This is a genomic window from Selenomonas sp. oral taxon 149 str. 67H29BP (genome assembly GCF_000146365.1).
GTDB lineage: Bacteria > Bacillota > Negativicutes > Selenomonadales > Selenomonadaceae > Centipeda > Centipeda felix.
This window is the reverse complement of record NZ_GL397087.1, coordinates 1,921,421-1,948,111: the sequence shown is the minus strand read 5'-3', so window position 1 is coordinate 1,948,111 and position 26,691 is coordinate 1,921,421. Positions and strand designations below refer to the sequence as shown.

At 56.1% G+C, this 26,691-nt stretch carries 25 protein-coding genes and 1 pseudogene; 1 reads left to right on the top strand and 25 read right to left on the bottom strand.

Features of this window, described 5'->3' with window-relative positions:
* Positions 1 to 35: 35 nt before the first annotated feature.
* The 8 genes from HMPREF9166_RS09195 to HMPREF9166_RS09160 form a co-directional block, all read right to left on the bottom strand.
* Positions 36 to 527: a hypothetical protein gene (locus tag HMPREF9166_RS09195; protein WP_009753745.1), complete on the bottom strand. Its 492-nt coding sequence runs from the start codon at positions 525 to 527 to the stop codon at positions 36 to 38.
* Between the two features lie 6 nt (positions 528 to 533).
* Positions 534 to 1,022 carry a flagellar protein FlgN gene (locus tag HMPREF9166_RS09190; protein ID WP_039981723.1) on the bottom strand — a complete coding sequence of 163 codons (489 nt, stop codon included), beginning with the start codon at positions 1,020 to 1,022 and terminating at the stop codon, positions 534 to 536.
* An 11-nt stretch (positions 1,023 to 1,033) separates the two neighbouring features.
* Complete coding sequence (flgM, locus tag HMPREF9166_RS09185) at positions 1,034 to 1,315, bottom strand: flagellar biosynthesis anti-sigma factor FlgM (RefSeq protein ID WP_009753743.1); 282 nt, start codon at positions 1,313 to 1,315, stop codon at positions 1,034 to 1,036.
* A 148-nt stretch (positions 1,316 to 1,463) separates the two neighbouring features.
* A complete protein-coding gene (locus tag HMPREF9166_RS09180) occupies positions 1,464 to 1,880 on the bottom strand; it encodes a flagellar protein (protein ID WP_009753742.1) in 417 nt (138 codons plus the stop codon).
* A 116-nt stretch (positions 1,881 to 1,996) separates the two neighbouring features.
* Complete coding sequence (locus HMPREF9166_RS09175) at positions 1,997 to 4,120, bottom strand: cation-translocating P-type ATPase (protein ID WP_009753741.1); 2,124 nt, start codon at positions 4,118 to 4,120, stop codon at positions 1,997 to 1,999.
* Positions 4,108 to 4,776: an HMA2 domain-containing protein gene (locus HMPREF9166_RS09170; protein WP_009753740.1), complete on the bottom strand. Its 669-nt coding sequence runs from the start codon at positions 4,774 to 4,776 to the stop codon at positions 4,108 to 4,110. The genes HMPREF9166_RS09175 and HMPREF9166_RS09170 overlap by 13 nt, the downstream gene beginning before the upstream one ends.
* Positions 4,773 to 5,084 (bottom strand): HMA2 domain-containing protein, encoded by a 312-nt coding sequence (locus HMPREF9166_RS09165; RefSeq protein WP_039981311.1) that lies wholly within the window; start codon positions 5,082 to 5,084, stop codon positions 4,773 to 4,775. Before HMPREF9166_RS09165 ends, HMPREF9166_RS09170 begins: the two co-directional genes overlap by 4 nt.
* A gap of 82 nt (positions 5,085 to 5,166) precedes the next feature.
* Complete coding sequence (locus tag HMPREF9166_RS09160; protein WP_039981310.1) at positions 5,167 to 5,367, bottom strand: 50S ribosomal protein L9; 201 nt, start codon at positions 5,365 to 5,367, stop codon at positions 5,167 to 5,169.
* A gap of 392 nt (positions 5,368 to 5,759) precedes the next feature.
* Between HMPREF9166_RS09160 and HMPREF9166_RS09155 the strand changes: the two genes are divergently transcribed.
* The gene (locus HMPREF9166_RS09155) at positions 5,760 to 6,893 is read left to right on the top strand and encodes a YibE/F family protein (RefSeq protein WP_039981309.1); all 1,134 of its coding nucleotides are present in this window, start codon (positions 5,760 to 5,762) and stop codon (positions 6,891 to 6,893) included.
* Between the two features lie 18 nt (positions 6,894 to 6,911).
* Here HMPREF9166_RS09155 and HMPREF9166_RS09150 read toward each other — a convergent pair whose 3' ends face one another.
* The 17 genes and pseudogenes from HMPREF9166_RS09150 to HMPREF9166_RS09075 form a co-directional block, all read right to left on the bottom strand.
* Positions 6,912 to 8,741 carry a glycosyltransferase gene (locus HMPREF9166_RS09150; protein ID WP_009753735.1) on the bottom strand — a complete coding sequence of 610 codons (1,830 nt, stop codon included), beginning with the start codon at positions 8,739 to 8,741 and terminating at the stop codon, positions 6,912 to 6,914.
* A 30-nt stretch (positions 8,742 to 8,771) separates the two neighbouring features.
* Complete coding sequence (rfbH, locus tag HMPREF9166_RS09145) at positions 8,772 to 10,100, bottom strand: lipopolysaccharide biosynthesis protein RfbH (RefSeq protein WP_009753734.1); 1,329 nt, start codon at positions 10,098 to 10,100, stop codon at positions 8,772 to 8,774.
* Positions 10,101 to 10,136: 36 nt separating this feature from the next.
* Positions 10,137 to 11,021, bottom strand: coding sequence for an NAD(P)-dependent oxidoreductase (locus HMPREF9166_RS09140; protein ID WP_039981308.1), 885 nt, complete (start codon positions 11,019 to 11,021; stop codon positions 10,137 to 10,139).
* An 84-nt stretch (positions 11,022 to 11,105) separates the two neighbouring features.
* Positions 11,106 to 12,857, bottom strand: coding sequence for a cyclopropane-fatty-acyl-phospholipid synthase family protein (locus HMPREF9166_RS11740; protein WP_009753732.1), 1,752 nt, complete (start codon positions 12,855 to 12,857; stop codon positions 11,106 to 11,108).
* Positions 12,857 to 14,338 carry a hypothetical protein gene (locus HMPREF9166_RS12590; protein WP_009753731.1) on the bottom strand — a complete coding sequence of 494 codons (1,482 nt, stop codon included), beginning with the start codon at positions 14,336 to 14,338 and terminating at the stop codon, positions 12,857 to 12,859. Before HMPREF9166_RS12590 ends, HMPREF9166_RS11740 begins: the two co-directional genes overlap by 1 nt.
* Positions 14,339 to 14,373: 35 nt before the next feature.
* A pseudogene (locus HMPREF9166_RS13310) lies at positions 14,374 to 14,498 on the bottom strand (secretion protein HlyD).
* A gap of 39 nt (positions 14,499 to 14,537) precedes the next feature.
* Positions 14,538 to 15,578 carry a nucleotidyltransferase family protein gene (locus tag HMPREF9166_RS09125; protein WP_009753730.1) on the bottom strand — a complete coding sequence of 347 codons (1,041 nt, stop codon included), beginning with the start codon at positions 15,576 to 15,578 and terminating at the stop codon, positions 14,538 to 14,540.
* A gap of 21 nt (positions 15,579 to 15,599) precedes the next feature.
* Entirely contained in the window at positions 15,600 to 16,757 is a 1,158-nt protein-coding gene (locus HMPREF9166_RS09120) for a hypothetical protein (RefSeq protein WP_009753729.1), read from the bottom strand.
* Positions 16,754 to 17,554: a class I SAM-dependent methyltransferase gene (locus HMPREF9166_RS09115; protein ID WP_009753728.1), complete on the bottom strand. Its 801-nt coding sequence runs from the start codon at positions 17,552 to 17,554 to the stop codon at positions 16,754 to 16,756. The genes HMPREF9166_RS09120 and HMPREF9166_RS09115 overlap by 4 nt, the downstream gene beginning before the upstream one ends.
* Position 17,555: 1 nt before the next feature.
* The gene (locus tag HMPREF9166_RS09110; RefSeq protein WP_009753727.1) at positions 17,556 to 18,935 is read right to left on the bottom strand and encodes a hypothetical protein; all 1,380 of its coding nucleotides are present in this window, start codon (positions 18,933 to 18,935) and stop codon (positions 17,556 to 17,558) included.
* Positions 18,932 to 19,630 (bottom strand): cytidylyltransferase domain-containing protein, encoded by a 699-nt coding sequence (locus tag HMPREF9166_RS09105; protein WP_139062656.1) that lies wholly within the window; start codon positions 19,628 to 19,630, stop codon positions 18,932 to 18,934. Before HMPREF9166_RS09105 ends, HMPREF9166_RS09110 begins: the two co-directional genes overlap by 4 nt.
* Positions 19,617 to 20,285 (bottom strand): acetyltransferase, encoded by a 669-nt coding sequence (locus tag HMPREF9166_RS09100; protein WP_009753725.1) that lies wholly within the window; start codon positions 20,283 to 20,285, stop codon positions 19,617 to 19,619. Before HMPREF9166_RS09100 ends, HMPREF9166_RS09105 begins: the two co-directional genes overlap by 14 nt.
* Positions 20,282 to 21,370 carry an N-acetylneuraminate synthase gene (neuB, locus tag HMPREF9166_RS09095; protein WP_009753724.1) on the bottom strand — a complete coding sequence of 363 codons (1,089 nt, stop codon included), beginning with the start codon at positions 21,368 to 21,370 and terminating at the stop codon, positions 20,282 to 20,284. Before neuB ends, HMPREF9166_RS09100 begins: the two co-directional genes overlap by 4 nt.
* 24 nt (positions 21,371 to 21,394) lie before the next feature.
* Positions 21,395 to 22,576 carry a UDP-N-acetylglucosamine 2-epimerase gene (gene neuC, locus HMPREF9166_RS09090; RefSeq protein ID WP_039981305.1) on the bottom strand — a complete coding sequence of 394 codons (1,182 nt, stop codon included), beginning with the start codon at positions 22,574 to 22,576 and terminating at the stop codon, positions 21,395 to 21,397.
* The gene (locus HMPREF9166_RS09085) at positions 22,566 to 23,792 is read right to left on the bottom strand and encodes a LegC family aminotransferase (protein WP_039981303.1); all 1,227 of its coding nucleotides are present in this window, start codon (positions 23,790 to 23,792) and stop codon (positions 22,566 to 22,568) included. The genes neuC and HMPREF9166_RS09085 overlap by 11 nt, the downstream gene beginning before the upstream one ends.
* Before the next feature lie 15 nt (positions 23,793 to 23,807).
* Positions 23,808 to 24,815, bottom strand: a complete 1,008-nt coding sequence (locus tag HMPREF9166_RS09080) for an NAD-dependent 4,6-dehydratase LegB (protein ID WP_009753721.1) — start codon at positions 24,813 to 24,815, stop codon at positions 23,808 to 23,810.
* Complete coding sequence (locus HMPREF9166_RS09075; protein WP_039981302.1) at positions 24,812 to 26,608, bottom strand: thiamine pyrophosphate-binding protein; 1,797 nt, start codon at positions 26,606 to 26,608, stop codon at positions 24,812 to 24,814. The genes HMPREF9166_RS09080 and HMPREF9166_RS09075 overlap by 4 nt, the downstream gene beginning before the upstream one ends.
* Between the last annotated feature and the right edge of the window lie 83 nt (positions 26,609 to 26,691).

Genomic DNA, 26,691 nt, shown 5'->3' with positions numbered 1-26,691 from the left:
TTTTCCCTGTTTGGAAGTCCTGATTATTCCATCCGTTATACATCTGCGTCGAACATGGCGATCTCGCGCCGCAGTCCGACGGGCGGCCCTGCCACAGGCTGAGAGCATCCGTAGGTATCATCCGCCATCGTGCCCGAAACGACGTTGAGCTGATAGCGGATAAACTCTGCACTCTTTTCCAGCAGCTGCTCTGCCGTTCGCACGCGCTCACGCAGTCTCTCATGCCGTGTCTGCACAGCACGCATGGCACGTACTGCAGCGAAGTGCTCCCGTGGATTTGGCTCGCGTGCAACGGCGTCCGCCATGCTGTCTTCCTGCACCTCCGCGAGATACTCTTCCTGCCGCCGTGCGAGTGCACGTACCGCAGAGAGGCTCCGCTCAGCTGTCGCTGTTGCCTCGCTGATCCCCGCACCAAATGCACTGTGCTGGAGCGCGGCGACAAGCGCATCATAGGAGGCAAGTGCCTCCTCCGCGGCCGCGAGCTGCTCCTTCAGGAGCATGAGTGCCGCGCGGGTCTCATTCGTCATGGCCGTTCACGCCTCATAGTCCAGGTTCTTGCGCAGATGCCGCACCTGCTCCGTGCCGCCGCTCCCGTACACGGGATCGACCACGGCGCCGCCAATGCGTCCGAGCTGGCGGTTCACTGCCATGAGTGCCCCCTCGATGAGGAGGGCATTTCCATCGCGCAGTTCCTTCGTCTCCGCGACGACTTTGCTCAGCCTGCGACTTGCCGCAAGCACACTGCGATGTACGGCATCGCTCGGAGCGAGGAGCGCCAGCTCCTCCATATTCGTCTCGGCGCTCACGCCCGGCGTTGCCTTCGCAATGTGGGCGAGATGTGCGAGCCGATCCGTCTCAAGCCGCTCCACCGCACGCGCGAGAAAATCCTCCTCGGCGGTCAGTTTTTCGAGTGCCTCCATGTCGAGTGCGACGAGAATCTTGCGTTTCTTTTCCTGCACGGCACGGATCTTCTCATACTGACGCGAGAGCTCCTCGAGCGTCGCCGTAAATGCATTCCACATGAGCTGCTCCATCAATAGCGCATGGCGAGCATCTTTGCCGCGATCTCCGCCGAGGCCGGTGCATAGCTGCCGTTCTCGACACGTGCGGAGACCTCTGCAACGCGCTCCTTTCGGACATCGCTCATGCCGCGCAGCTGCTGCAGGATATCGCCAAAGCTCTGTGCCTCACCCGAAAGCTCGAGTGCATCCGGTGCCTGCACGGCTCCCGCCGCATCCACACGGCGCGTTCCCGCTGCCGGTACACCGGCGTAGAGTCTGCTCACTGCTGCGATTGTCTGATTTCTGATTAACATATCGTTCACCACCTGTGTATCTCCGAACCGATCGCTGCGCGGCCTTCGCGTTCCCGCTGCGAAATGGGTTCGGAATCCTTTCACCTTCTTTATCGAAAAAAAAAGATACGTACTTAAGATTTTTTTCTTAAGTACGTATCGGGGATTCTTACTTCCCGCCGAGGGTCACATAGCCGCGGCGGCCGCTGCCTTTCGATGTGGTGCGCATGCCCGAGGCACTCTGCTTGCTGACAGCTGCTTTCAGCTCGTCACGCATCTCCTTCTGGCACTTATCGCAGTACTGCCCTTTCTGGATGGGCGAGCCACATTTCTCACACGGATAAAAGAGCTCCACATCGCTCGAAAGAAACCGTCCTTCCCGGATCATGCGGCGAATGACAGGCTCCTGTATGCCTGTTGCCTCAACAATCTCGGGGATCTGACTCTTCGGATGGTCACGCACGTACTCGATGATCTCCTTCTCCCACTTCTCTTCCTTCTCACGGCAGTCCGCGCAGATGCGGGAGTTATTGATTGAAACGAACACCTTCCCGCAGCTCGAGCAGTTCTTCATCTTTCCTGCCATCGGTCAAACTCTCCTCTCAAAACAGCGGATCGGCATATCGTAGATCCTATCTCATCTTCACATGTCATATTCTACAACAATATGAGAGAAAAATCAACAAACAAAGATTCGGCGTTCTACTTCGCCATTTTCCGTGCAAACATACCGCCCTCGGGCGTCAGAATGCGGCAGCTGTTCAGCACCACCGCGAGCGTCGCTGTATTGTGGATCGCGGCCGCTGCGAGCGGGCTGATCGCGCCGAGTGCGCCGAGCAGCATCGCCGACGAGTTGACGAGCAGCGTCGCCTTAAAATTCTGATGCACGAGATGCATCGTCCGCCGTCCGAGGCGCAGCGCCTCCACGAGGCGGATTGGATCCTCCCCGTGAATTGTCACCGCCGAGGACTCGGCCGCAATATCCGTCTGGCGTCCGCCGAGGGAAACGCCGACATCGGCGAAGGCGAGTGCGGGCGCATCGTTGATGCCGTCGCCGACCATCATCACTGTCCCGCGCTGCTTCAGCTCGTTCACATAGCGCGACTTGTCCTCGGGCAGAATCTCCGCATGATAGGAGTCCACATCCATATCGCGCGCCACCTCTGCCGCGACCGCCTTAGAATCGCCCGTCAGCATGACGATCTCATCCACACCGCAGCGGCGCAGCTGATTCAGCGTCTTCTTCATCTTTGGACGGATGGGATCCTCAATCCCGATCACACCGATGAGGCGCGTGTCGCGCGCAACAAAGAGCACATTTTTGCCGGATGTCGACGCGGCGAGATCCTCCGGATCCGTCACGCCGTTCTCCTGCAGGAAACGGCGGCTGCCGACGCGGATCGTTCCGCCCGTAAAGTCCTCAAAATCCGGCACCTCAGCGAGCATTCCGCGTGCCACGATCGTCTTAGAGGAGCGGTGCTGCGGTGCCTGCCACGCCTTTTCCTCCACATACTTCTGGATTGCCACGGCGAGCGGATGCACGGAGTGCTCCTCAGCGGATGCCGCGAGCAGAATCATCTCCTTCTCCGTCACCCCTGACGCCGTACGGATAAACGTGATCTCTGGGATGCCGACCGTCAGTGTGCCCGTCTTGTCGAGCACGACCGTATCCGTGCGTGCCAGCGCCTCAATGTAGTTGCCGCCCTTGACGAGGATCCCGCGCTTGGCCGCTGCCGCAATCGCCGCCGACATCGCCGTCGCCGTCGAGAGCTTCAGGCCGCAGGAGAAGTCGATGAAGAGCAGGTTCAGCACACGTCCCCAATCGCGCGTTGCCCCGTAGACAATCGCCGCCCCGAGGAAGGACACGGGCACGAGATAGTTCGCCATCTGATCGGCAAAATTCTGCACGGGTGCGCGGCGCGTCTGTGCCTCCTCGACGAGGTGGACGATGTGTGCAAGCGACGTATCGCTGCCCACCTTCTCCACGGCGATCACAAGCTCGCCTGCCTCGACCACGCTGCCCGCGTAGACCGGAGTGCCCTCCTTCTTCATCGCAGGGGCAGACTCGCCCGTCACGGACGCCTGCGTCACCGCCGCATTGCCGCGCAGAACGCGGCCGTCGATGACGATTTTCTCTCCCGCGTGCACAGCGATCGTATCACCGGGGCGTACCTCCTCCACGGGCACCTTGCGTTCCACCTCGCCATTCGGCGTCTGCTCCACGAGCCAGACATCGCGTTGGTCGAGGGACAGGAGCCCTGAGATGTGCGAGCGCGCCTTTTCCGCCGCGTAGCTCGTCAGCATCTCCGCCCCGTTGCTGAGCGCGAGGAGCATGAGGCTCGACTCGGGTTTCCCCGCGAGCACCGAGGCGATCACCGCCGTCGTCGTGAGCGTATCCGCATTCGGCTGCCGATCCTCGATCAGACCGCCGATGCCCGTCTTGATGAAATTGCGCGAAATCGCGAGCACGAGCAGCGAGCGCAGTACCTTCACCGAGGCAAAGAGCTCGGGTGCACCGCGCCGCAGCAGCTCCATCGCCGCAAAGCTCGCGAGTGAGATCACTGCATCGCGGCGGAATTCCGCCAGCCGCTCCGTCGGCGTCACTGCCTTCTCTGCCGCCGCGCGCACGGCACGCTCTGCCGCTGTGAGGACGCGCGCCGTCGGGAGCGTCCCCACATGCCAGAGATCCACGTATTTCTCATGGGCGGATACCGCCACCACTGCAGGGAAGCGGCGCAGGCGCGCTGCGAGCTGCTGTGCATCCTCGCGCGGCAATGCCGCCGAGAGACGGATCCGCTTGTGCATCACTCGTGTCATACCTTCCATCCCCTCATCAGCGACAGCGCCCACCAGAGCATCTGCGAGCCCGAGGGCGTATTATTGGAAATCACCAGCTGACGTATGCCGCGCATAATGAAAATCCCGGCGACAAGCGAACTCAGATCGAGGGCTCCGCCCGTATTGCGCTGAATCCATCCACTAAGCGTCTCCACTGAACGGCGCACACTCTTGGCAAACGTCGCGGGCGGCTGAACCTTGCCCTCGGCAAAGATGGCACTCAGCCCCTCCGCCAGGACGAGTACATGCGCCTCATCCTCCGGCGCATAGATGAGCAGAATGCTGCCCGAAGCCACATTGGTACGAACCGCACGGATGAACGGCAGACGAAGGAGACGTTCCTCCAGCACAGCGGCAAATGACTCCGTCAAATACGGCGTACGGTAGCGGCGGCGTCCCGGTGAAGCATGAACACAGGAAAAAACAGCCGTCGGCACCGCACAGGAAACCGGCGCAGCGGGCTGCTCGGCCGTATGCGCCAAGGCATGCGAACTCTTCCCGCGCGGGCGCTCCGGTGCAGCAAACAGGCCGCCTGGTCCGTGCAGCATACGGCCCTCAGCAGAATGTCCTCCCGTCCCGAGAATCATCTGGCGGGCCATATTTGCCAATGAAGCGCCGAGCATCAGCCCCGACAGGTACGTCATGATGCCCGCCTCCTCGCATGTTTACGCATATAGTCCTCCACACGCCGCAGTTCCGCATTCGCACGCAGACGCTCCGGCTCATACGTGATGAGGATCGATCCTGTGGCAATATTCGTATCCACACACTCGATCTCTGTGAGTGCGTTCAGCCGCTCACGCACCTGCTGTTCGAGTGAAGCATTGTTCACGAGCTGCTTGCTGTAGAGACGCACGCGTCCCGGCATATAGGAAGCGACATCCGTCGAGCGGATGAACAGATCCATCGCCGAGTGCGGAATCGCATTCTTGATCGTATCGAAAATACTCATTGAAACCCCCTTCTCTTTATCCATATTTGTCGAAAAAGGGCTGCGCGCAGAGATGCGCAGCAGCCCCCGTGGCGTGGAAAACTTACTTCTCCGATGCAGCCTGTGCCGCGATCAGATCCTCGAGCTCCTCCTTCTGGCGCTGGAGCTCAGCGAGCGAGAGATCCGCCGAGCCGGCCTCAAGCGCCGCCAGCTGCTGTGTGCGCTCCTGCATGAAACGATAGCCGAAAATACCGGCGACCGCGCCAACCGCAAGGCCAATCCAAAAATCTGTCTTCGAGAACATACTGTTTCCTCCTTCACTATATCGCTTTCCCGCGCATGCCGATTCTCCCTCCGCAGCCCAGTGAAAGCCCCCTTTATCCTTGGCGCTTTGCCGCATCACAGAGCGACCGATCCCCTGTACAGAAACACCTATGACAAAGAAAAGCTGCCCAATGGCAGCCTTGATGGATCGCTCCCTGAGACGATGACAATTCCTGCGCCGTGAGGTGCGGCAATGCCGCCATCCTCTCTGGAATCATCTCGTTGTTCTCAGTATATGTGAGAATGACTCATCTGTCAATAGCTCTTGCATAATCAAGAATAACTATTGAAATCACCTTTACTTCATGCGATAATATATAGAAATCATGTGATTATTCACAGGAGTTTATCGTTGATCAAAAGGAGTTCACCATGAAACATCGCCCCCGCCGCTTGCCGCATCTCCTCATTGCAGTCCTCTCCGTCATCCTCTTCTGCGCTGTCCTCACGCATCTGCCCGCAGGTGAAGAAGATGACCCGCCGACCTACAAGGCGGAAATCCTCCACGTGGAGAACGCAGCGGGCGGCACGACCTCCTTTGCCCCGGACAGCGCCGCATACACGGTTCGCATTCATCTCAACTCCGGTCCTGCGGAGGGAACAGAGGAGACAATTCTCCACCATACCTTCAACAATCCTGCCTTTGACATTCATCCGGAGGAGGGCGAACACATCCTCGTCCGTCCTGCGGGCGAAAGCTATGCTATTGTCGACTACGACCGCCTTCCCGCCATGCTCCTCCTGCTCGCCATCTTTGCCACACTCCTCATCTTCTTCGGCGGCATAACGGGCGCGAAGGCCCTCCTGGTTCTCCTCTTCGCCGTCATTCTCATCGCAAAGGGACTCATTTCCTTTATCCTCTACGCGCCCTCGCACATCATCCTCGCAACGCTTTGCATCGGCAGCATCATCGCTCTCGCCACCCAGCTCATCGTGAGCGGGCGCAGCGTCAAGGCGGCGGGTGCCATCATCGGCACCATCGGCGGCATCCTTATCGCGGGACTCCTCGCCGTCATCGCTATCCACGGCACCTACCTCACGGGCATCGCCGAGGAACAGGCGGGCATGCTTAAGGCACTCTATCTGCAGGAGGTGGACTTCCGTGAACTGCTCTTTGCCGGCATCGTTCTCGGTGCGCTCGGTGCCGTCATGGACGTCGCCGTCTCCATCGCTTCCGCGCAGTACGAAATGAAGCAGCTCGCCCCCAAGACGAAGTTCGAGGCACTCGTCTCCTCGGGCATGAGCGTCGGCCGCGACGTCATGGGCACCATGGCGAACACCCTTGTCCTCGCCTACATCGGCGGTGCACTCCCGCTCATCCTCCTCATCTCCGCCCAGCCCGACCTCCCGCTCCGCCACGTCCTCAACCTCAACATGATCGCCACCGAGATCGTCCGCTCCCTCGTCGGCAGTATCGGCCTCCTCTGTGCCATCCCCATCACCGCCTACACCACCGCCTTCCTCATCACCATCCGCCCGCGGCGCAAAAAAAGAGCGGAGGACTGACCTCCGCCCGATGTACAGCTATGCATTTTCTTTGAAAATACCAAGAAAAAACATACGTATCGAAAGGCTGACTTCCAGATCCGACGGCACATCCTCATCGCTCCGAAGGAGCGGCTTCATACGCTCCACAAGGGGCTCGTCCTCACGGAACATGATGGAATGAACTTGATAACGATGCAGGTAAGGATGTGCATAGAGCGCACGCAAGAGATGCCGATAAGAAAAGCTGCGATAGCTCTTTACTTCGTTCTCGAGGCCGTACACATCCCGCATCCCTTTGTTCATGACATGATCCAGTTCATAGGCACTGCTAGGATTCCGCACGGGCAGGAGCAGCATTCCGTCCTCTGCAAGAAGCGAATAAAGGTGCTCCAGATCAGCGATCACATCCTTAAGAGGGAGCTCGTCCAGATAACAGCCCGCAGAGATTACATCATACCGCCCCCCCTCCGCAGCAACATCTTCAATCCCTGCCGCCGTCACTGTCACATCGAAGAGATAGTCCGTATCCGGCAGATAGCGCTCATCAAAGACCGCCGCCGTCATATGCGGTGCAAATCCGCTGCGCCGATATTCATTGACCAGACCACAGGCAAAATCGCCAAAACGCGGCTCCAATATCAGCACGCGTTCACCAGCACGAAAAGCATGCCACTTCCACACATCCTCTACGGCGATAAAAGAGCCCCGTGAATCCCATGCATCCACGCCCCATTTCTCATAATAGACACGACGCATCTCATCGAGAGCATTTCCTGCCCCCTTACGGCGTCCCTCGCCGAGTGTTACGCCGCCAAAATGGTGCATAAAGGTATCCTTGAGAAGCAGCTGCCGCCAGCCTGTACGGCGCAGGAGGGTAGACAGATCGTCATCCACAAATTCTGCACGTGTATAGATGGGATCGATCCCCCCCATCCGACAGATATCGGTCCGTATAATCGAAAGGAAGGGCATCAGGAGACACCGATCCTCCCAAAGCGCAGGATTCAAATGATTATGTGCGGCAGCAAACGCCTGCATAGGTTCAACGCCCTCAAACGTATTCGGGTAGGAAACAGGGATTCCCTGATCATTCGATATTCCTCCCTCGTTGCAGGTCGGAACAGCACAGGCAATACGCGCGTCCGATTCCATCGCCACAAGCAGATGGTCGAGCCAATGCGGCGTTGCAATAATGTCATTTGAGAATCCGACAACGTACCTGCCTTCGACAATATATTGATGCGCATTGATGGCAAGGACATTGTATTTGAGGTTCACCTTCTTCGTATGAGGAAGACGCTCAAAATATTCCCGTGTACCGTCGTCCGAGCCGTTGTTGATTGTGATGAGTTCCACCCGCCCGCTCGAAAAATCCGTATGGGCAAAGAGGCTCTCAACAGCGGCTTTTGTATACTCCAATTTATTATAGGCGAGCAGTATGATCGACACCTCATACGGATAGTTCTTGCGTGGCGCTTGGTGCAATGCGGTCATCGACTGCATCAGTTCCTGTTGATGCGCCCTCCATTGCCTCGCATCCGAAAGGACATCGGCATCAAGTCGCCAGAGCCGATTCATCTCGAGGACGAAGGGGCGGATCTCCAATGAAAAAATCCGTGTAAACAAGCTCGGATCACGCCGAAGCTCATCTACAGACGCCTGAATATTGCGTGCATATAGATACACCTTTTGCAAAAGCCCTGTGGCACCGGAATATTCAGCTTCGAACACCTCTGCAATCCGACGCAGATGATCCATAATTTCCGCAATAGCAGAATCCTCTTCTCCACGAGCCAGCACGCCCTGCACGTATTCCACTGCCTCAACGGAAACATCCAACAGCGAACGCATCTCTTCCTGTTTCATATCATTGCCTTTCCCAAAGTCCTTTGTCTGCTATCCGCGCACAGCGTCCTTCACCACCTGCGCCATATAGTCGATCTTCTCATCCGTCAGCCCAGGATAGACGCCGAGCCAGAACGTGTCGTTCATAATGCGGTCGGTCACATCAAGCGTGCCCGCAATGCGATAGCCTTCACCCGAACGCCGCATCTCATCAAAGCAGGGATGCTTCGTCAGATTGCCCGCGAAGAGCATGCGCGTCTGAATGCCGTGCTCCTCGATATAGCGCACAATCTTCGTTCGGTCGATCCCTTTGCGGCAAGTCAGGAGAAAGCCGAACCAGCTCGGATGTGCGTGCTCCGTCGCCTCGGGCAGGATGAAGAACTCCTCCATATCCGCAAGTGCCGCGCGCAGGCGCGCGAAATTGTGCTGCCGACGCTCCACAAAGGACGGCAGCTTCTTCAGCTGTGCCACGCCGATTGCCGCCTGCAGATCCGTCGCCTTCAGATTGTAGCCGAAATGCGAATAGACATACTTATGATCATAGCCGCACGGAAGTTCCCCGTCCTGCCGGTCAAAGCGATGTCCACAGAGATTATCCTGCCCTGATGCACAGATGCAGTCGCGCCCCCAGTCCCGCAGGGAGCGCACAATGCGGTGCAGCAGGGCATTATTCGTATAGACTGCGCCCCCCTCGCCCATCGTCATATGATGCGGCGGATAGAAGCTCAACGTACCGATGTCGCCAATCGTTCCCGTATAGCGCTTCTCGCCATTCAGCGTATACTGCGAGCCAAGCGCGTCGCAGTTGTCCTCGACAAGCCAGAGATTGTGCCTGTCACAGAACGCCTTGACCGCCGCTAGATCGAACGGATTGCCGAGCGTATGCGCAATCATGACCGCCTTTGTCCGCTCTGAGCGTGCTCCCTCAAGAAGACTGACATCGACATTGTACGTCGGCAGTGTCACATCCACAAAGACGGGGATCGCTCCGTACTGGATGATCGGCGCAACCGTCGTCGGGAAGCCCGCCGCCACCGTGATGACCTCATCCCCGCGCCGAATGGTTCGCTCTCCGAGGAGGGGCGAAGTGAGTGCCATAAAGGCGAGCAGATTTGCCGACGAGCCCGAGTTGACGAGCGAACAGTGCTTTACGCCCAGATATGCGGCAAGACCGCGCTCGAACTCATCCGTATAATGCCCCGCCGTCAGCCAGAACTCGAGCGCGCTCGAAACGAGATTCTCCATCTCCTCGTGATCGTAGACACGCGCCGCATAGGGCAGCCGATCCCCCGGCGTGAAGTCCGCCTTCGGCGTATGGTATTTTTCGCAGTATTCCCGCACGAGCGCAAGGATCTCCCCACGCATTTCCTGCTCAGTCATTCGCTTGCTCTCCCTTACACAAATACAAATTACCGCTCAAAGAGCATATCCCACACGTATCCCATCCGAAAATGGCGTCGATGGTATCCATCCCGTATCCCGCTGTAGCTTCTCCACAGAGGCTTGTAGGGAAAATGCACCGGCCTCGCCCCCATAGGACACGTGCGCACGCGAATTGAGCACTGCGCGCGCCTCCTCAATAAAATCACGTAGAGGACGATAGCCGCCATGTGCGATGTTGTAGATCTCGCCCGCGCGCCCGCGGTCAGCGAACGCAGCGAGTGCGTCCGCCCCATCCGCCGCGTAGAGATAGTCCCAGTTCTGCGCCCCCGAGGAGGAAAGGGCAAAGGGATGCCCCGCACGCAGTGCGGCGACGAGCGCGGGCAGCATCCGCCCCTCCGGCTCATACGTGCCGTAGAGACTGAACACGCGTCCCCAGATCCATTCGATCCCGAGATCAGCGGCACGCTGACGCGAGAGTGCGCACGCGGCGAGCTTTGCCGCGCCGTAGGCATCTGTGGGATGCGGACAGGTCTCCTCCGAGATGAGCGCCGTCTGCGGTCCGTACTCCGCCTGCGACCCCGTGGCAATGAAGCGGCGGCAGCCGAGCCGCACAGCCGCCTCGAGCGCCGCCAGTGTATCCGCGATATTCCCATACTGCGCCACGAAATCATAGCGCCCGCCCTGCCACGCGAGATGAAAGAACGCATCGCATGACTCTGCAATACGTTCGTCCAGATGTCCGTATTCAGACAAATCGGCAGGAACAAGAGTCAGCCGCTCCGACTCGATAAGACGCGCGTTATGCGGCGAATTCGGACGCACAACGGCATAGATGTGCACGTTCTCTTCCCGCAGAAGCCGCTCCACGAGATTCATGCCAAGGAAGCCCGCTGCGCCTGTGATGATGTATTTTTTCAAGATATGGCCTCCACTGTACAGCCCCCTCAATTGCGAGATCAAGGAGCTCCCTCACCTGTCTCTGTTCCATTCCGAACCGCCTTTTTAGACAAGCAATGTGCTCGCAGAATCTGCGGCATATGCTTTCACATCGTCCACATGGAGGAATGCGGCCTCATACACGGGACACGCCATATGCTCCATCACGTGATTGGAATGCAGCCCTGCATAGAGATGATTCTGCCAAGCCTTGTAGAGTTCGATATGCTCCTCAGAGATGTCAGCAGCCTTCAGAATTGCCTCCGGCGCAATGAGTTTCTCGGCATTATGATACCCCTCGACCGTCTCCTTATACCACGTCGTGATAAAATCATAGAGAAGGAAATCGACGGGGACGGCACACAGGGCGATGTGTTCGTACCCAACGACAGTGTAGCTGCCGTCGTCGCTCTTTTGAAAATCTCCGGCAGAAAGAGCAAGCGCGCTGCCCTCCGCGCAAGCAAGCGGCGGTGTCTCACTCTTTCCAAACAGGGAAACAAATTCTTCATTGCCATAGTTCCCGCATTGCACCGCATTCGCTCTCCACATATGGGCAAGCGCGGAAAAGATGTCAAGGCATGCCGCAATGCGTGCGGGCAGATGGTCATCGTTGCACTCTAAAACGCGATCCATTGCCTCAAGCAGTTCTTCTCTGAGCGTCTTCCCCTCGCTGTAGGACTGAATGAGAACAGCATCCCCGCGCGCATCGGTCTCCAGTGACAGAGGATTGTATCGAAGGGCGTATTTCCCCCGTTCGATGAGCTTTTGATACGCCTCGTAGAGCTGATGCACTTTCCCGTTTTTATAGACCTCCCGCTTTTCAAGGAAGAGCTTCCCATCTCTTTTTACCAAGGATGTGACAAGGAAATCCTTTTCCCCACTTTCAAGAGGTGCGTGCGCGTAAAGAATGTGATGGTCAGACGGCTTGCCGTTGAAAATCTCGACAAGGAAATGATGAGCAAAATTTGCCGCAATTCCCTCCTTCTGGAAGGTGCGGAACAGCCGCGTCTCATCGAAGAAGCGATAGCGCTGGAGCGTTGGGTTGTAGTGCTTATGTGCATAGGGCAGCAGTTCCAGAGAGGCATCGGAGTGAATCTCTGACGGCATTCCGTAGTCGGGGAACGGGTAGAAGAACGACCAATCGGAAAATCCCGAACGGTCAAGTATGCTCTCCAACTCGGCTCGGCTGAATGTACGCACATAATCGTATGTGTCGTAGGAGTTCAACCCCAAAAATTGGCGCTTGGTATGCTCTTCCCCGGCACCGGCGAAATACCTCAGACCGAGGCGGTTTTCGATGGCAAGGAGGATGATGCCGTCCTTCTTCAGAAAGGATTTTGCCTTTTCCATAAAGCGAACCGAAGCGTGCTCCGCCTGAATGAAGCGGCGTGCATACTCCATGACCCCGACGACGACAACATAGTCAAACGGCTCGTCGAACTCCACATCATCGAGATTCGCAAGGACGATTTCGACATTGTCCCGCTCCCGGTTGCGTGCAGCAATCACGTTCGCACGGGACTCCGTCATCTCGATGGATGTCACGGAGTTCATCCGCCCTGCAAGGAATCCCGTGAGTGCACCGACACCTGCACCGATTTCGAGACAGGAGGCATTCTTTTTGAAGGGATACCATGAGAGAAGATTTTCGCGAAGGCGTGACATATCACCGATGATAAAGCGCTCTTCACCGGTCGACAGATACTCTTCGAGGTCATCGGGGTGCTCCTTCAGGATGGCAAGCATGTGCTCTTCTAACGAATCCTTGTACTCGAGCCCTTTTTCTCCACGATAAAATTTACGATTGATTGTAGCCATCAATTCATCTCCCAAGCTTTGATATAATAGTGCCCATTCGCCCTGATGCAATCTTTTCGAAGAAGCTCCTTCTTCTCCAACAGCCATGTTGGCAGCCCCTGCCCCTCCGGGATATCCACGAGAACGAGGATATGACAGAGAAAAGGAGCAGCCCCTTGCGCATGCGCGTGGAAGCAGTCCCACGTGACAACAAGGAGTTTTGGCATGCACGGCAGTTCCTTTTTTTGCATCACTGCAATGTCTTGATAATAGAGCGAGAAAAACATTTCTGCCGCGCGCGCATCCTGTTTCTCTTCAAAATATGCGAGAACGTTGTATCCCTCCATCGAAAGCGCAAGCATCGGATAGGAAACAGGTGGGAAGCCAAAGAAAACGGCAAATCCACGCGTTTTCGGCAGACGATACAAAAGGCATTCACTTTCTTTATCGTAGAGTCGCCGCTCCAAGATTAGCAGGAAGCGGAGCAGGACGCGATCTGCCTGCATGGCGGGAACGAGGCTCTTATTGGCGTACGGATGCCAGAAGAAGATGCGCGCTGCCGTTTCATCCGGAAGCTCTCGAATGATGCGGTCTGCGACCGTTCGATTGCGCCATCTCTGACAGTCGTCTCTCGTCACGCGAACGGGTGCAAAAAAGAGGTTCTTTTCATAGAGAAATGCAGTTCGATGATTGCCGTCCTCAATCGCGAAATAGCCGCCACGCCAAACGCCATAGGCCGGCGAGGTCTGAAAAAATTTCATGCCGTCACCGAGCGCCGCCGTGAACCTGCTGTAAAGGTTCTGCCGGTCGTTCACATATTCGCAAAAGCTCTTTTGGAGCAGATAGCCAAATTCCTCTTCATGTGCATGAAAGCTCTCCTCTATCGCTGTAAGATCGCCCATACCCGTAGAGAAAAAGGAAAACAGGCGTAAAACGGGCGAATGCACGTAGCTCTCGGCAACATGATTGCGGCCATCCGTTGCGAGCAGATCCAAGGGAAGCGCCGCAGTCATGAAGTCACCGCTTTCCTTCAGAATGAGATGCTCCGTATACTCCACGGGACGCACTTCTGTCAGAGGGAGCACGGTACACATTCCACGGATGCCATGCTCACCCGTATAGGCGAGATAAGCCTCTCGCAGGAGGAGGGCATCCGCCTCGTCGTGAAAGCGATCTCCTGTCAACGGGAGATAGAGGAGCTTGGTAAAGCCTTGACGCACCAACAGCCCTGCGACCTCTTCGTGAATTCCGGCATTCTGCAGCGTGATGATGACGAGCGCCGAACGCAGCGTCCCGAGCTCATGCGCAGGGATTGCTTGGGGCGCATAGACAGGACGGTCAAAGAAACGCGCCCCCTCGGCTGCATTGGCATCGAAAAACGCAAGAACGGGCACGCCTCTCGCATGCAGCCTGTGGAAGAATTGTCTGCCGCGCATGCCGCCCCCATAGAGCACGACTGGAACACGGTCATCCAAGGAAAATGAAGAAGCTCTCTCGTTCATGCACACCGCCTTTCAATCGTCACCGCCGAACAATCCTAGGGAAGCACTGATAAATTCAGCACCGCCATCTTGACGTATCTTTTTTGCCCGCTTTTTGTCGGCAAATCCTCCACAGAGCACCACTCTGCGTCCGGTTTGCCTCCTCAATCGGACGAAAAATCTACACCAATCTGACGGACTTCATTTTATCAGCGATTCCCTAGAAAAACTCCTCCTTGGCGCGATTGAAATCCTCCATGCGCCCGACATCGAGCCAGTACTCGCGGATGGGAAAGACGAGAGCACGCTTCTTCTCCTTCAGCAGCTGCAGGAAGAGATCTGTCATGTCGAGATGCTCATTTTCCTTCACATGCTTTACGACCTCAGGTGACAGAACGTATATGCCGGCGTTGACAAAGTCCATCCGCATCGGTTTTTCCTGAATATCCTCCATGATGAAATCCTTGGACTTCACTACGCCATAGGGGATTTGATAGCAGGACTCGCGGACGCACATCGTCGCATCAGCCCCCTGTATCCTGTGGAAGGAGGCGAGCTGATGGAAGTCCACCTTTGTCAGGAGATCCCCATTCATCACCAGAATGGGGCTGTCAATCGTCTTGGGGAGAAGTCCGAGGGCGCCGGCTGTACCGAGGCGGGTGGTCTCCTCGATATACGTGATGGATACCCCGTAGTTCCGTCCATTGCCGAAATAGTCCCGTATCATCTCCGCCTTATAGTTGACAGAGATATAGAACTCCCGCGCCCCGACCTCGATGAAGTTCTCCAATATGATTTCCAATATCGGCTTTTCGCCGACCTTAAGGAGAGGCTTGGGGCAGTTGTCCGTCAAGGGACGCAGACGCATACCAAGCCCCCCTGCCATCAAAAGGACAGGAAGAGAGAAGCGCGGCCCGCTCTCTGCAATCATATCCTTAAAAAGTCGAAGATCCTTTACCCGCCCCTTGGCATCTACGATTGGAATCTGCTTTCGATTCTCCCGCTTCATCGTCTGCAGGATATCGCTCTCCGTACTCTCTTCCTGCATCACCGTGGGATGGCAGTTCATCATCTCTCTGACCGGCTGCTCCAAAGGAATGCCGCACAGAAGTGCTTTTCGGATGTCAAAGTCCGTCACCACGCCGACAAGGCATCCGTCCTCGACGACCAGCGCAATACGTGCCGCAGTCGCATCCACGACCTCGACGGCTTTACGGCATTTTTCCGTCACATCGATCAAGCATCTCTGCCAAATTTCCATCCTCTTCCCCCTTTCCTCATCCTATTTGATATGTACGATGCGCGGATTGAGCTCTTTGTAGATGCCCATGTACTCCTCTTCGTACCCGGGAAGCTCCGTATAGCTACAGCAACGCACATCCCCGTCGGGGATGGCGACATTTAGCCCTGCCGTAGAGCCCATCATGAGGAGTGCGGACACGGATAAATAGCGGCAAAAAAGCTCCACAGGTATCGTTTTTGCAATGCTGTCTCCGAAGAACTCCTCAACCGAATACGATGCAATGGACAGCTTCGTGCAGACGGCACGTACGCTTTCCAGAACTTCCTGCGCCTGCCCAGCCCCTTTCAGATACGATATGGGATGGAGCTTTATGAGCACAGCCTCCTCGGCAGGATTCACGGCAGCCAGCAGCTTTTCGTACACAGCAAAAAAATCAATCGTCCTCTGCGCCCCCTGATAGGTTGCCTGCAGGATGTCATACTCTAGCTGCGATGCAGGCAGCATGAGGACAATTTTTTTCCCGATGCGCCTTGCCTTCTCCCTGCTCTCATGGAACAACGCTGCCATCTTGCGGTTCTGAAAAGCGCGATAGTCCACATGCGTATAGAAATCGCCCGTCAGACTTGCAAGCGTATAGCCCTGCCCCATGAGATTGCGGTTCGGGTAATTGTGCTTCGGCAGGATCTTTTGCAGTGCGGACGCCGCTGTCTCCTCCAAGGAAAATGGAAGATCCTTTCCGCGTGCAGCCTGCATACGGAAAAGCCCTTCTGTCCCGGAATCGAGATGATGGATGTGCTCCTCTCGTATGGGCAGGAATTGCATCAGGGTCGATGTCGGTGCACCGTAGAAATGCATCTGTTCCAGCTGCTCCTGCGGAAATTTTTCCCACAGCTCCCTCGCCCGCGCTGCATTCTTCGTCAAGAGAGCCATCCCTTCGTCCGTTCCCGTGTCCACGAGACTGACATCATCGCATTTTTCCACATATACGGTTTCAATGGAAAGCTCGGAGAGGATGAGGGATATGACGAGCCGCTCTCCAATCGATGCAGTGGAGAAGAAGGGGCGCGCGCGCTCCTCCATGATGCAGCAGTCAATTTTTCGCCCTTGGAAGAGAATGGATAGGAGCACGGAAACGGTGATGCCGTCCACAATACAGCATACTTTTCCGTCTGCAGTCTCAAACGCTTCTTTTCTCACGCAAATCTTGCCTCCTCCGTATGTGCAATGCGTCGATAGGTGGCAGAATAGGCATCAGAAAAGGAGGGAAATGCATAGTTTTCCTCATCCCCCTCTTTTTCGAGCACAAGGCGATACTCATAGAATTGCTCCGGCATGACGCGGGAGAACGCGAGCTTTCCCATGTCACCGCGGCGGAGGAAATACTCAGCGTAGGGAACAGAAACATGACTGCGCACAAGTGCCTCCTGCATCGCGGGAACATTTGTGAAGTAGTTCGGATGCCCCTTCTTCCTTGCATTGTGCTCGGCTAAGAGTGCCTTGTCATCATCGTCAAAGTAGTTGTCGTTCTTTCCAGAAATGAGGACGCAGCCCCCCTTCTTGAGAACCCTGAGCATCTCAGCGAGCGCACTCTCCTGATAACAGGCATCAAACGTACCATAGCAGATGATGCGGTCAAAAAATCCGTGGGAGAACGGCATATTCTCTCCTTCCGCCACAAAGAGTCTCTCCTCCAGATCGGGATAGTCCTCCAAGGCAGAAGCAATCATCTGCTCAGAGATATCAATGCCATAATAGTCCACGCCCTTTTTGCGGAAAAAAGGGGAAAATCTGCCCCAGCTGCATCCAAAATCCAGAAGCTTCATACCGGGCGCATACGCCACTTGATCAAAGAAAACCTCCGCCACATGGTCATCTGCGACTTTGACATCGCCCTCTACGAGCTTCGAAGCGTCCTGTTTCTCGATGTTCGATTCCTTTACGCGCGCCTTGTAGTAGTCTACATAGGTCTGATTCCAATAGTCCTTGCGATCCATATCACCACGTCCTCTCCACAGAGGCTGCGCCCTGTATGCCGCTCTGCTTCACATCTATGACGATCAGCGCACCGCTGCCACAGGAGGAATTCGTCGCAACGCCAATCTTCTCGATATCGGAGAGCGGTACGCTGTGCTCATCAAAGATATACGACCAACGTCTTCTCGGCTCCTGAACGTCGAGATTGTCCATGAGATAGCGTCCCGTAGACAGCTTCAGTGCAAGGAAGGGCTGCGGGCCAAAGCTCTTCTCATCGCAGGAGACAGAGAGACCGTGCATGCCGCCCTCAGAGAAAAGCTCTGCCTTTAGGCCTACCGGTGCCCTCGTCTCCTTGAGCACCGTACGAGCCGCCTCATATGCGCCCGCGTTCTTCCATAGGACATCGGGATAGCTTTCCCGCGCTTTCTGCAAATAGCCATAGACCTCCTCCACCCCCGTGCCAAGGTTGCGGAAGTCGTGATCGGTAAACGCCAGCACCGTATCTTCCCCGTGATCTGCACGCCGGAACGCCCTGTCCACCTCGTTCTGCGTCAAAAGGCGCAGACGCGTCCCGACATTGAGGCAGCGGAATATGACGCGGTTGCACTGTCCCCGCTCCTGATAGTCCTCATGTGACGGATGATACCAGTCCCAGTTGGCGGGAGCCCGACGCCAGTCTCCAAACCGCCCGTTCGCAAGATCCTTTTGCTTCACATCTTCTTCCGTCAGCACCATCGCTTGATTCGAGAAATCATAGGGAATGAACTGCTCCAGAAACCAATGACTGTCCGGACGCTCCGTATGAAATCCTGCACGGAAGCACCGCGGAAAATCCTTGCGGTCAATCAGACGCCTTGCAAGGCTCTCAAAAATATGCGGTGAGTTCAAGAAGGATGTCGCACACTTATGCGCCTCCCGATAGACGCTCATAGGGTGTGCATGCCAGTGGAACTCATCCCCCCACTCCTCCGGAGCAGTGCCATGTGCGGCATAGAAATCCCGATAGTGATCGTAGATATTATGGTATCCAATGTCTCTGCATCTAGGATTTACGGTAAATCCGACCCAGTCGAGGAGGAACCAGTTATACACCCAGCCGCCGCCAAAGCTGTCCCTGTGGCGCATGCGGTAGTCCCTGTCCATGATGCGCTCAAGCATCGCATCGACTTCGCCCCAATGCTTGTTATAGCCAAGAATATGGGGGGAGAACGCACGGCTTGCGACCTCCTCGAAGCCGTTCAGCGCAATCTCCTTTTTTTGGATCTTCCGCAGGTTTTCCGCCGTCGGCGGAAGCTGCACCCCCGTCAGATAGGCAATCCTCTCAAAGGTCGCGGGGAGGGATTCATAGAGAGGGCCTTCCGTATCGATGCAATGCAGAACGTATACAATGCCTTTTTTCACGCCTCTTCCCTCCTATTTGCCAGAATCCACTCCGCCATGACGAGATCCTCCTCCGTATCGATATCGAGACTGCGTCTTCGATCCATCGTATAGCCAAGGGTGTCCTCCGTCAAAAAGGTCTTGTGCTCTTTATAGTATGCTGTCTGTGCGTAGTAGAGTGCGCCATTCAGACGATAGCAAGACGGCAGTTTCTGCCTTTGATACATTGCCTCAGTAGGCAGTGGAAGGATGGGCTTGAGGCGGTCTTCCGCTTCCACTGTATACATCCAATAGGGACTGTGTTCCACTTCGGTAACGCTCACACATACTTTCGCTGCACTCCTCTTTGCGAACGAAAGGAATCCCTCGATGTCCTCTTTCTGCCGAAAGGGACTTGTCGGCTGCAAGAGAAGAACGGAATCATACGCCGGAAAAGCGTTCAGGAGATGCAGGATTGCACCCGATACCGGAGCGGCATCGCCGGCAAGCTCCTTCGGACGGAGAAAGGGTACATCCGCCCCGTATTCTCTTGCGACCTCTGCAATCTCTGCATCATCTGTGGAGACAATCAGACGATCGATGGCAGAAACGCCCTTTGCCGCCTCAATCGTATATGCTATGAGCGGCTTCCCGCCAAGAAGGCGGATGTTCTTTTTCGGTATTCCCTTCGACCCGCCTCTCGCCGGAAGGACAGCAAGGAGTTTAGACCTGCTCATGAAATTCTCCATTCTTCCGCGCGGGCACGCCGTAATAGATGCCGGGCGCATCAATAGCAGAGGTGACGACGCTGCCTGCACCGATACACACGTTTTCTCCAATCGTCGTACACTGACGTATCGTCGCCCCTGCTCCGACGTGCACGCAAGAGCCGAGCGTCACCTGTCCGCAAAGAATTGCCCCGGTAGCAACATGGCTGTGCTGTCCGATGACACACTCATGCTCGACGACAGCACGTGTATTGACAACGGCGTTTTCCCCCACAACGGCATCTGTCTGCACGACGGCACCGGCGTGAATCTGCACTCCCTCACCGATCACTGCACCCCCCTTTACAATGGCGCTTCGTGCAATGAGCGGCGGGAAGAAATACCCCTTTGCCTTCATGTGCCGATGGATCTGCATCCTCATTGTCGGTATTCCAACGGAGCCGATCCCGCTGGCAAGGACATAGCTCTCCGGAGGATATGATGCAAGGGCGTCATCGTCTCCCAGAACAGGAATCCCGCGCCAAACAGATTCCCGAAGCACAACAGGATCGGCGGTTGTCATCCCGCAAACCGTGAACCCATTTTCGAGAAGCAAGTCGAGGACGACCTTTGCGTGTCCGCCGGAACCAAGCAGGATGACAGGCATATCTTTCGAAGGATTCATAAGGGCTCATCCTTTCGATAGGCGCTCGCTGCACGCGCTCCCAGAAGCTCCCAATAGGAAAAAGGGGATCGCCCCGCACCTGCACGCTTCGCTGTGATGCAGTCTCCCGTGAACACATCCCCTTTCTCAATATCATGCGCGGCAACAAGACTCTTCCGCGCGATCCGGCGATTGTCCCACTCCGACGGTGTAGGCGCCTTTACCATGGAGCCGATCGCACGGTGCGCCCTGCGTACCCCCTCTACCATGGCGGATAACTCCAAAGGCTCCAGAGACGCCCTGTGATCAGGACCGTCCTGATGCCGACTCAGTGTGAAATGCTTCTCGATGACCACAGCCCCGCGAGCTGTCGCTGCAATCGGCACGGCGATCCCCTCCGTGTGATCTGAGTAGCCGACGGAGAGTGAGAATGCGGCTCTCAGCCGATCCATCGCAGACAGATTGACCTCATCGACGGGCGCGGGATATTCCGTCGTGCAATGGAGCAGGCACAGTTTCTCAGAGAGAACGCGCTGCCCCTCGGCAGACGCATAGGCGTGGCAGAAATCTTCAAGAGATGTGGGCTCCCCCCATCTCGTATATCCATAGGCAAGCACGGCGAGTGCCATCTCCACCTCCCCCATAAAGCTCATCCCCGTGGACAGGAGGATCGGCATCTTCGTTCGCGCGCATGCCAGAAGAAACGGGGCATTCGTAATCTCACCGGAGGGAATCTTCAGATACGGCATATCCGTTTTCTCTGTAAGAAACGAAAGACTCACTTCGTCAAACGGTGTGGACAGAAAGTCGATGGAAAGACTCTTCGCGTAGTCCGACAGCTCGATGAAGGCTTCCGGTGGAAGTTCCAACTGCTTTAGCATGGCAAGCTGCGCAGGGGGGTCCGACGGCATTGCCGCCTTTTGATACCGTGCCTTTTCCACATCCGCTGTCACGAGGCTTTCTGCACGGAATGTTTGAAACTTCACAGCGTCCGCGCCGGCGTCCTTTGCGACACGCACAAGCTCTTTTGCCGTTTGCAGCGATCCGTTGTGATTGACGCCCGCTTCAGCGATGATGTATACATTATTTCCCAAAAATTTTTCCATATGGCTGTCTATCCTCACTCAGCCCTACGACGGTAAAAGTCCCAATCCCTGTAAATCATGAAATCTTTTCCGACATAAATCCTCTAGGGGTACGTTCTTCAAGACATGTGCAATGCGCTTTGCGACATTCCCGTCAGCGAGGGGGATGACAGCATCCCTGCACATCTCCTGAAAGTGCGGCGAGAGCGCCTCACGGATGCCCCGCTCAATATCTGTTCGAGCCGTCCTGACATCAATTACATTCCCGTAGCGATAACGCCCCTTCTGCCTGCTTCCGATATTGACCGCAGGAACACCAAAGAGCGGTGCCTCGAGCAGTGCGCTGGAAGAGTTCCCGATCATAAGCGCGCACGCACGCATTGCGGACAGGTATCGCAGCGTTCCCAAGGACGCACAGAGCACGCAGCGCTCCGGATGCTCCTCGGCATATTGTTCCAGCCGTCGATTGATTGCCCTGCCGCCGGCATCGCTGTTCGCCTTCGTCATGAGCACCTGATACGCAGGAAAGGCATCGAGGGCAGCGAGGATGTCCTCTAAAGAGGATGCGACCCCCTCCTCACCTCTCGTTTCCGGATGATAGGTAAAGAGGAAAAATGCCTCGTTCAATGGAAAATCCAGTGCTCGCCCAAGTGCGGGGAGTGAAAGAAATTCCATGCCAAGAATGGCATCCCAGCCGAGCGCACCGACGAGGTACACGTGCTCCGGCGCTTCGCCCATCTGCAAGACACGTTGTCTGTGCTCCTCCTCACTGACGAAGTGGAGACTTGCCATCTTCGTTACGGCATGGCGTATGGAATCATCAACGGCTCCCTCGGTGATCTCTCCGCCGTGAATGTGTGCAATGGGGATCTGCAAAAGCATAGCCGTCTGAGCTGCCGCCAGTATCTCATAGCGATCGCCTAAGACGACGACAATATCGGGAGCGAGGCGGGAAAAGAGATCAGCGAAGCCGATTACGGCAAGCCCCGTCGATTTCGCCATGCCGACAGGAGTATCGCTCGAAAGGAGCATCTCCAAACGCTCAACGTTCGTGAATCCATCCGCGCGAATCGTTTCTTCCGTCCTGCCAAATTCCGGCGATAAATGTGTCCCCGTCACAACAAGCTGAAGGCAAATATCCGCATCGCTCGCGAGAACTGCAAGAAGCGGATGCAAAAGCCCGTATTCCGCCCGCGTCCCCGTGACAACGCAGATGTTACGGCTCATCGGCGTCCCTCGTTTCAACCCTCTCCCCCAACCGGACGCTGCTCGGCAGGTTGATGAGGGAGGCCTCGATGCGCTCCGCCACCGCACAATCCATCCGAGGGGCGTTTTCAAACATCGGCAGCTTATAGAGAAGACGCCACGCAGGCCGCACAAAAATATTTGCTGCGTGAAGGCCGGAGATGACCGCATCGCGCATCTCGAGATCTGCGCCCTCAAGGCATATCGCCTGAAGCCAATAATTGCTTCTTGTATATGGCGGCTCCTTGACAAATCGAATCCCCTGAATTGGGGAAAAGGCACGCTCATAGCGATCCGCCAACGCGCGTTGTGCCCGCAAAAAACCGTCCAGTTCCTCAAGCTGTGCGCAGCCTAGGGCGGCATTGATGTTCGGCATGCGATAGTTGTAGCCGATTGCGTCATGCACAAATTCCCATGCATGGGGAACTTTTGCCTGCGTCGTCAGATGTTTGGCGTGCCTGCCCAAATCTTCGTCATTGGTCAGCAACGCACCACCGCCCCCCGTTGTGATGGTCTTATTACCGTTAAAGCTCAGTGCGGCAATCCTGCCAAAATTTCCTGTATGACGACCTTTGTAGAAAGAACCGATGGATTCCGCTGCGTCCTCTACGAGTGTGAGATGATATTTCTCTGCAACTGCAGTCAGCGCATCAAGATCGACGGGATGCCCAAAGGTGTGCATGGGAAGGAGGACCGATATCCTGCGTCCCGTCGATTTGTTGAAGGCGTGTCCATCCCTTAACATCACTGTCGAAGAGAGGTACCGATCCAGTGTTTCCGCATCCATTCCGAGAGACACATCCTCACTGTCAACGAAGTGTGGGGATGCACCCAGATAGGAGACGGCATTCGCCGTCGCAACAAAGGTCAGCGCGGGCACAAGCACCTCATCCCCCGCCTCCACCCCTGCGAGAAGAAGGGCTATATGAAGAGCCGCCGTCCCGTTGGAAACAGCGACGGCACGCTTCATGCCCGTGTAGTCGGCAAGCTCCTGTTCAAAACGGTCAACGAACTTTCCCACCGAGGATACCCAGCCCGTGTCGATGCACTCTTTCACATAGGCATTCTCGTTGCCCTGCAGACACGGCTCATGCAGGGCGAGCGGTATGGTCTCCGATGCATACGGCGGCGCGACGCTTTTCCGTACTGCGTCCCTTATCTCTGCAACAATCGCCTGCACATCGGATGAATCTTTCATTTCCATGCTCTCTCCTCAGATATTGTATTGGTCTGCCTTATACTTTCGGAGATTTCGTTCGTCCGTAAACCACGCAACGGTCTTTTCCAACCCCCGCCGGAATCCATCGCGCCCACCGTAGCGCGGCACCCATCCAAGCAGTTCCCTCGCCTTCCGATTTTCCGCCCAAAGCCGCTCCACCTCGCTCCCCGTGGGACGAAGGCGTTTTTCGTCTGTGGTGATCGTCACATCCGCCTGCATGATGTCAGCGATGAGCTGAACCGTTGCCTCAATGGAAATCTCAAAATTGCTCCCGATGTTGATGACCTCACCGATGGAGGCGTCCTGCTCACCAACTGCAATGAAGCCGTCCACCGTATCCTCCACATAGTTGAAATCACGTGTCGGAGAGACAGCGCCCAGATGCAGATTCCTCCTGCCGTTTGCAATCTGTGTGATGATCGTCGGAATGACGGCGCGCGCAGACTGACGGGGACCATAGGTGTTAAAGGGGCGGATGACTGCAACCGGCGTGCCAAAGGAATAATGAAAGGACATGGCAAGCTGGTCTGCACCAATCTTGCTCGCTGCATAGGGCGACTGTCCATGGAGCGGGTGCTCCTCCGTAATGGGGACGAACTGCGCCGTTCCGTACACCTCGCTCGTGGAGGTCTGCACAACCTTTGCCACGCCAAGCTCTCGCGCCGCCTGCATGATATTCAGCGTCCCCTTGATGTTCGTATCGATATAGGTGTCGGGTGAGTGATACGAATAGGGGATGGCAATGAGTGCCGCGAGATGATAGACCGCATCGCAGCCCTGCATCGCGGTCTTTACCCCATGCGGATCGCGTACATCTCCCGAGAAGATTTCCATTGCGCGAACGACATCCGCATCCAGTGTATCGAGCCAGCCACAGGAGTTAAACGAATTGTACTGAACGAAAGCCTTGACGCTGTTCCCTCTGCGAATCAGGGTTTCCGCGAGATGCGATCCGATAAAGCCATCCGCACCCGTGACCAAGACCTTTTGAAACTTGCTCACAGCTCTTCCTCCTCTCGGAAAAGACGGTATTTTTCAAATTCCTCGGGGGACAGAGCAGGTGCCAACTCATCAATCGGCGCAGAGACAATCGATCCATCCGAAAGCCTCTTCGAGGTTGTCTTAAAGGCAAGCCCCTGCGCCGGATCTTCAAAGATTTCGCAGAGCGCATAGCCATCCTGTTCCAGCAGCGCCGAAAGGACAGCATCCGTCTCTCCGTTTTCCCGAATGGCAAAGTACGGGATTCCAAAGGCAGACGCGATTTTGGAAAAATCCGGACAATCCAGACCGGATTCCTTTGTGCAACCCGTGAGTCGGCCATCGAAAAAGCCCCGCTGGGTGCGCACAATGCTGCCATAGCCGCCATTGTTGTAGACGAGAATCTTGATCGGGAGACGATTATAAACGACGGTCTGCAATTCCTGCAGGTTCATCTGTATGCTGCCGTCCCCATCCAAGGAAAACACCGTCCTGCCCGACGCAACCGCCGCTCCGATTGCTGCGGGAAGCCCGTAGCCCATGCTGCCGCAGTTCTTATTGCAGAAAAGCCGCTGTCCATCCTTGCGTATGCCCGTCTCAATCGCCATTTCGCCGCCGAGGTTGCTTCCGACGACGACGATACCATCCGCAGGGAGCAGCGACATCAGACAATCCGCAAGAAGGTAGGGATTTACGCCCGTTCTGTCCGCTGCCTGCGCCAAGACGGGAAAGGCATCGCGCAAACGCCTTGCATAGGACATCCACGCCCTTTTTCCCGGCATAGGCTTATCTGCCAGACAGGCTTCCATGGCGGGGAGAAACGCCTTCAGATCTGCATGAATCGGAAGATCCGGGCGCATGGTTTCCTTCTTGAGCTCCTCCTCATCAATATCAATCGCTATCTTATATCCCTGCGGCGCAAAGGCCTCATAGCGGAAGCCGATTTGATTCAAGGCGAAACGGCAGCCGAGGGAGACGATCACATCCGCGTTCTGTACGAGGAAATTCCCCGCACGGCCGCCCAGTATGCCAAAATTTCCAAAATACAGATGGTGTCCTGTCTCAAAGAGATCTGCCGTACATGTCGTCGCGAGAACTGGTATACCAAGTGCCTCTGCGACACGACGGAAAGATGCATAGGAATCCGACAGGCGAATGGAGGAGCCCGCAAGCAGCAGCGGAGCCTTCGCCGTTCGGAGCTTGCCCAGTACGAGTTCCGCCAACGACAGATTATCTTGTCGCATCGACTTGGGCGGTGTGAAGTGACGAAGGTTCTCCACGTCAATTTCCGCCCCCTGCACATCCAGAGGGATATCCAGCCACACAGGGCCTTTCCTGCCCTCCGCCATGATATACAATGCTTTTTCCAGCGCATAGAGGACATCCTCGGGGCGTCGCACCATCTCTGCATACTTTGTCAGAGGTCGCACCGTTTGCACGATGTCATGCTCCTGCTCGCCAAAGTGACGGAGGCGAAGCCCGGATGCCTCCACCGTGATGGAATAACGCACCTGTCCCGAAATAACGAGCATGGGCACACTGTCCTGATATGCCCCCAATACCCCCGTGATGGCATTCGTTCCGCCGGGACCACTTGTTACACATACGATCGCGGGCTTTCCTGTAACGCGCGCATAGCCTTCTGCCGCCATAGCGGCTGCCTGCTCGTGATGATGATGAATGTCTTTCAGTTGCTTCGATGCGCCAAATGCATCATTGAGGTGCATCGCGCCGCCGCCGACGACCGTAAAAACCGTATCAAAGCCACGTGCTGCCAAAATCTCTGCGATATAGTCCGCAATGCGCTGTTTTCCCATATCCTTATCATCCCCCTGTCCTGCAAAGCGACCAACCCTTATCTTAATAAATAATATCGTCATGTATTTCTATATACTTTAGG